The 6,394-nt window shown below is 56.2% G+C and carries 3 protein-coding genes and 1 pseudogene; all 4 read right to left on the reverse strand.

Going from position 1 to position 6,394, the window contains the following annotated elements; all coding sequences use genetic code 11:
- The coding region (locus AB5Y85_RS02035) for a response regulator (protein ID WP_368221094.1) at positions 1-590 on the reverse strand (590 nt) is incomplete at its 3' end.
- Positions 571-4,812, reverse strand: a complete 4,242-nt coding sequence (locus AB5Y85_RS02040; RefSeq protein WP_368221095.1) for a transporter substrate-binding domain-containing protein — start codon at positions 4,810-4,812, stop codon at positions 571-573. The genes AB5Y85_RS02035 and AB5Y85_RS02040, both read right to left, overlap by 20 nt.
- Positions 4,813-5,035: 223 nt before the next feature.
- On the reverse strand, positions 5,036-5,239 hold the full coding sequence (locus AB5Y85_RS02045) for a hypothetical protein (RefSeq protein WP_005349248.1): 204 nt from the start codon (positions 5,237-5,239) through the stop codon (positions 5,036-5,038).
- Positions 5,240-5,554: 315 nt separating this feature from the next.
- A pseudogene (locus tag AB5Y85_RS02050) lies at positions 5,555-6,394 on the reverse strand (dGTPase); the annotation flags it as partial.

A 6,394-nucleotide genomic window follows, 5' to 3' on the forward strand; every position in this document is an offset into this window, starting at 1 on the left:
AGCGAAATAAAACGCCCGGGAGGGATCAGGCCAAACTCGGGGTGTTGCCAGCGGGACAACGCTTCCATCCCGACCCACTCGCCAGATGCAAAACTCACCTTGGGCTGATACCAGGGCAGCAGTTGATCTTGCTCGATCGCCCGACGCAACTCATCGAGTCCTATTCTGTGCCCCTCTTCCTCCCTGAGGGGTTCCTGCCGGGGTGACCAAGCCTGGATAAGCCGCTGGAGCTGCTGCGGCGTTGGGGGTTTCTCTATGCGACCGAGCACCTGCAGGCCATAAGCGGTACTCATACGCAATACGGCTTCGACCACATCCCCCTCAAGCGCGCTGGAGAGGATAATGCCGCCCTGAAAACCACCCAGCGACAGGCGGCGCAACAGCGCCATGCCATCCATTCCGGGCATTCGCAGATCGCAAAACAGGATATCGACGTTGTGTTGCTGGCTAAGCGCCAACGCCTCGATACCATCAACCGCTTCCAGCAGATTCTGGTAACCCAGGCTGCGGATCTGGTGCAGCAGCGCCTTGCGCTGAAATCCATGGTCTTCCACGACCATGATGACCAACTCATGTTGTGCTTTTTTCATCGAGCCATAATCCAATGTCGTGGGCAATCGCCGTCATCAACCTCTGCACTGTGCTGACCAGATCGTCGAGCTCGTCGAGCCGCTTCAATCGCGCTGCCGATTCCAGCATGGCAGCCTGGCTGGCAAGCTCCTCCAACCCGACCATTCGGGCAGCCCCCTTGATCCGGTGGGCTGTCTCTACCAAAGCGCTGGCATCATGACAAATAAGCGCTGCCATCATGGCCTCGCCATCCTGCCGGTTGGAATCGAGATACTCCACCGCCATGGCTCGCGCGGTCAGCTCGTCACCAAACAGCGCCAACCAGCGCTCAGCCTGCATGCCTGTAGCCCCAACAACGGGCGCAACCGCGCTTCTGGTTGGCGTCTTCTCTGCCAGCCAATGGGCCAGCATCTGGCGCAAGATATCCAGCGGGTAGGGCTTCAGTAACATGTCACTCATGCCAGCCTCTACCATACGAGCACTCGCCTCTTCCGACGTATCTGCCGTTACCCCTATGATGGGGGCCGTCACTCCCGCAGCCCGCAGCGCCTTGGTCAGGGCATAACCATCCATCACCGGCATATGGCAATCAGTCAGCAGCATAGAGAATTGCTGTCCCTGCCAGGCCCGCAGAGCCTTCTCGCCATCTTCCACAACCTGAGCCTCGATACCAAGAATGGCCAACTGCCGTGCCAGCAAGGCACGATTGACCGGATGATCATCAGCCACCAGTACTTTGCCACCCAGCTTCTCTGCAAGCGCTGGGAGGTGCGGTGTGACCCGCTCCTGTAGCAATTCGTGGCAGCTCTCCAGCAGAAGATCCGGATAGAGAGGAGATAGACCCAGGCGCCACCATTTCTGTTCACCAATCCGACCCCGTAACGCCTCATCGGGTGACGCTATGATCCCCTTCAGCGCAGAGTGTTGCAGCCAGCTTTGCCATTCCCCTCCCAGCGCTTGCTCAAGCCACCGTTGATCGGCCAACAGCAACCCTTCCAGTGAGCGACTGAGCTCATTGGCCCCCAAGTACCTGAGCTTGGCCCCCTGCCGTACCATGGCCGCTTCGAGGTTGGTGTCATCGCTGAAAAACCACCATTCTGTGTCAGCCAGAGCAGGGGGATCCCACTGCGGATTGGTTAGCGGCACGGTAAAGCGGAAGCAGGAGCCCTCTCCTGCCTTACTGGTCAGTGTCAGTGCCCCCCCCATTTTGCATACCAGCTGCTCACAGATTGCCAACCCCAAGCCGGTGCCACCAAAACGACGGTTGATATCTGACTCCACCTGCTCAAAAGGCGTGAACAGCAGCGCCTGCTTCTCTTCGGCAATCCCGATACCGGTGTCACTGACACTGATGGTCAGTTGCTCACTCAGATAGCTGACCCGGATAGTAATACCCCCTTGTTCGGTAAACTTCACCGCATTGTTGAGCAGGTTGGAGATGACCTGACCAATACGCACCCCATCGATGTCGGCCCAATCCGGCACATGATGCTCCCACTCCAGCACCACGTGGAGCCCCTTGTTATGAGCCAGTGCCGCGTGGCCACGAATGGCATCGCAGATCACCGTTTGCAACCGGCTGCTCTGGTAATTCAACTGCAACTGACCCGCTTCTATCTTGGAAAAATCGAGGATGTCATTGACCAGATAGAGCAGGTTGTTGGTCGAGGTGACCACATTGCGCACCATAAAACGCTGGTCGTCGTTGAGCTCGCTCATTTGTAGCAATTCGAGCATGCCATGCATGCCTGAAATGGGAGTGCGCAGCTCATGGCTCATGGTTGCCAAAAAGCGGCTGCGAGCCTGCATCGCCTGCTCGGCATAGGCGCGAGCTTCGCGCAGCTCGTATTCCTGTTGCTTGAGGGCCGTAATATCCTGAATGACCCCATTGAGGATCAGTGCCTGCCGCTCCTGTCTGACAAAGTTGCCACGCACTTGCAGATAACGATCTCCATCAGGCCGCTCTACCTTGACCTCCAGATCGAGGGGCGCCAGAGTCTCGGCATGATTGGCCACCTTGCTGACAAAATCCTGGAGCGCCTCTTCGGTAAAGCCGAACACCTCACCACCCGATTCGGCATTGAACAGATCCTGCTGGGAAGCCCCGAGGATCTCGCTGGCACCCTGAGAGGCATACAAAAACCGCCCCTTGCCGGGTCCTTGCCACAAATACTGATAGACCACCCCAGGCATGCTGTCGGTAATCTGGGTAAGGCGATTTTCAGCCTGACGGGCGCGCTCCTCCGCCTCCTTGATCCGGCTGACATCGGTCAGTACTGTCAACACCCCCAGCATATTGCCATCGGGATCGCGATAAGGGCGTTTGGCATAGATAACATGGCAGGGCGTACCATCAGCTCGCAGGTTACTGCCTGCACCCTCCAGATCCTGTCCGGTCTGCCACACCCGGCGCTCTTCTTCCAACACACTGTTTCTGAGTGTCTCGGGCATGTTTTGCAGCTCCTCACTGCTACTGCCAGCACCGAGGAAAGCATCGCGGTAGGCCTGATTGCACAAGGTGATCCGCTGCTCGCTATCACGTAGCGCCACCATGGTTGGCAGTGAGTTGAGCAAGGTCTGCACAAACAGCAACTGTTCATTCAGCTTGTCCTCTGCGATTTTCCGCTGCGCAATCTGGCGACGCAAACTGCGAGCCCAGAACATCACCAGCAAACCGCTGACGAGCAAGGCGCCCCCCCCTATGGCCAACCATTTGTAAATCAGGGTGTAATCAGACTCGATATTGACCGACACATTGAGCCAGCGTCGTTCCAGCAGTTGCCACTCCTCATCCGTGATGGTCAGCAGCAACTTGTCCATGATTCGGAGCAACTCGGGCTGAGCATTATCGACGGCCATACTGATAGGTACGGAAAATTCGGGGGAGCTCAGCACTACCTGATACTTATCATTGAACCCCTTCATCGCTTGCTGTCCCAGATTGGTCATGGTCAACAGCACATATTCGGCTCGCCCAGTATCAAGCAAGGTCAGTAAATCGGCATCTTTGCCTACTTCGATAATATTGGCGCCCAGCGCGTGAATGAGAGAGGCTTCGTAAGAGCCCGTCACACCACCAATCAGACGCCCTTTCAGCTCGACCAACGACTTCAGCGGGCGAGCACCGTGTCTGGCTACAACATAGCTGTCGAACTTCAGATAGGAGGAGGTAAAAGAGGCAAAGGACTGACGATCCTTGAGCGGTGTCATCAAGGGAATAAGGTCCACTTTGTGCTCTTTCAGCAGTTTAAGTGACTCCTGCCAGGTATTTGTCGACACCAGCTCAAAGCGGATCCCGGAGCGCAGACTCAATAATTTCATCAGGTCTGCCGTATAGCCATGCAATTCACCTTCGTCATCGATTTCGCTGATGCCGGCAAATCCGGGGGCAACGGCGAACTTGATCACCTTGTTTCTCTGCTTCAGCCAACTAGCCTCATCAGGTTCCAGCAACAGACCAGCGTTGGCGCGTTCATCTTTCTGATGCAACCGTAATCGTGAGTCTGCAACGGGTATCCGTTGATATGCCTGCCAAAGCTTCTCGCTCAGCTCTGGCTGGCGGGAGCTGGTCGCCATCGTCAGCGTGCTGCCAGAAAGCCACCCAGGAGCGACAACCCCCATTGATGCAGGCATTCTCTCCATTTTAAAGGAAACAATTGGTTCCAAATCAAGATATGCATCGACAGCGCCCAGCTTGACCATATAGGTCGCCTCAGTGCGGCTCTCAAGCTCAGTTACATCAGAGATCCCCAAACGAGCCAATTCATTACAACTGCCAAAACCACGAATACAGACCCAGCGTAACTTACGCGCCTGCTCCAGGGTCAATCGCTGATCCGGGGTATGCATTAAAATGGAGCGAGCATAAGAACCGATACTGCCAATAGGGTTTATCCCCTTCAATTCAAGAGCATTACGTTCGACCCCGATTAATGCATCGATCTGGCCGCCTTGGAGAGCAATCTGGGCATCCACGTAGGAGTTATAGGGGATATAACGCAATGACACGCCCATTTCGGCTGCAATACGCGAGGCCAGCTCCTTGAGCGGACCGGCATAGCGCAGGTTGGGGAGTTGATAGATGAAAGGGAGATAGCCGCCACGGGGAACCCCAACCAGCAGCTCCTTTTGTGCAGAAATCTCGTTACTTGTGCTCTCATCTTGCGGTTGGGGAGCCGCAACAGCCAACATGCCTGAAAACAACAGCAAAATGGGAAGAAAAAGCTGACGAAGGAGTGGCATAAGGTCTTGTCCTGATGAGTAAAACAGATAGGGCTGCCACCTCTAATCTTGCAGATCCTGACGACGCAAGGCGAGAAAACAATCGCAGCTGTTACAAAGAGGGCGGAGAGGATAATACTGAGTCACCAACATGTGAACCTGGAATCAACCATAAGATGAAAAAATGGCAGGCATGCAGCCTGCCATTTCACTAGCGAGGGGGATCTTATTCTCCCCTTCGCGATCAGGTTATTCGATTCCCGAGGCGGAAGCCGGTTTGATACTCCCGCTCGCGAACGAGGGCGATTTGACCCTGATATCCTTCCAGCCCGATATCCCTGAGCAGGGCGGGTGACAAATTGACCTGCACGAGACGACGCTCGACCCGGGCAATCCTTCTCTGGACTAGGGATTCAACACTGCGCAGTAAAACCAGTTCGATAGACATGACATTCTCCAGTTGAACATGCGGTTCTCCCGGAGAAAGTGGATATCACCCTGCGGGATGAACCGCGGGTGATAAAAAGACAGGGGTTACCTGTTTACGCCACGCGGTAAAAGAGCACGAGATTTCACGCCGCACGCAGTGCCGCGAGAGAATGCAATATTGAGCATCAGATGTTGCATTTTCGTCTCCTTACCGGGTAAAAGTTGAACAGGTTGCAGAAGTCTAAAAAATATCCGAATTTAAAACAAGCCTCTTGCGACTCCTTTTTAAACGTTTTTACGGCATTTTATGCTGCCCGAAGGGGAGCTTGGGGCATCAGATCCCCGAGAGTAGCCGGTACTCTTCCAGTACATAGGTATCCGTCATGCCGCTGACATAATCGAGCAGCAACCGCACCCGGTAATACCACTCCTGCTCGTTCTGGCAGGCAAAGCGCGGGTCCGGGGTGGCGATCGCCAATCGATAGGCCTTGAGATGGCGGGCCGAGAGGCGGTGATAGAGGCGGCGCGCAAAGAACAGCGCCTGGCTCCCCTCCCCGGCCAGCAGGCGGGCAAACTGTGGCGCTGGCAGTGCCAATAGACAGGCATAACTGGTCAGCACCCCGCGCAGCGCCGCATACCCTTCCAGTTCGAGAGCCTCGACTTCGGGGCGCATAAAGACCAGCTCGCGGGCCACCTGCTTGAGGATATCGAGCACCCGCGCCGCCGGCGCCTGACCGTGCAGCAGCGCTTGCGGATAGGAGCCCTGCAAAATGGCCTGATGTTCGCTGACATAGTTCTGCGCCGCCAACGCCACCAGATCCCGGGTCAGCTGCTGGCGAAAATGGGGGAAAAAGCCCCGACCAGAAGCCAGCGCCTCATCCAGCAAGGTGCCCATGTAGTCACTCTGGTCAGCAGCTCGCAGCGCCGCCAGCAGTTCACCCTGAGTCAGGATCCGCCGATCTACCGCATCTTCCAGATCGGCGATGCAGTAGGAGATGTCATCGGCCGCCTCCATGATGTAAACCAGCGGATGGCGGCAGCCGGGGGCTAGCCCCAGACTCTGACCGAGGGCGCGGTAGAGCGGCTGCTCGCTGAAGAAGATGCCCCGCTTGCTGCTCCAGCCATGATGCTGGCCATAGCTCACCCCAGGCTGAGGCTGCTGCGGGTATTTGCA

Source organism: Aeromonas sp. R3-1 (genome assembly GCF_040908345.1).
In the GTDB taxonomy this organism is placed as follows: Bacteria; Pseudomonadota; Gammaproteobacteria; order Enterobacterales; family Aeromonadaceae; genus Aeromonas; species Aeromonas veronii.

What these genes read in the sequence shown, in the direction of transcription:
- AB5Y85_RS02040 (WP_368221095.1), bottom strand. Translation starts at nt 4,812, where the DNA reads ATGCCACTCCTTCGTCAGCTTTTTCTTCCCATTTTGCTGTTGTTTTCA.
- AB5Y85_RS02045 (WP_005349248.1), bottom strand. Translation starts at nt 5,239, where the DNA reads ATGTCTATCGAACTGGTTTTACTGCGCAGTGTTGAATCCCTAGTCCAG.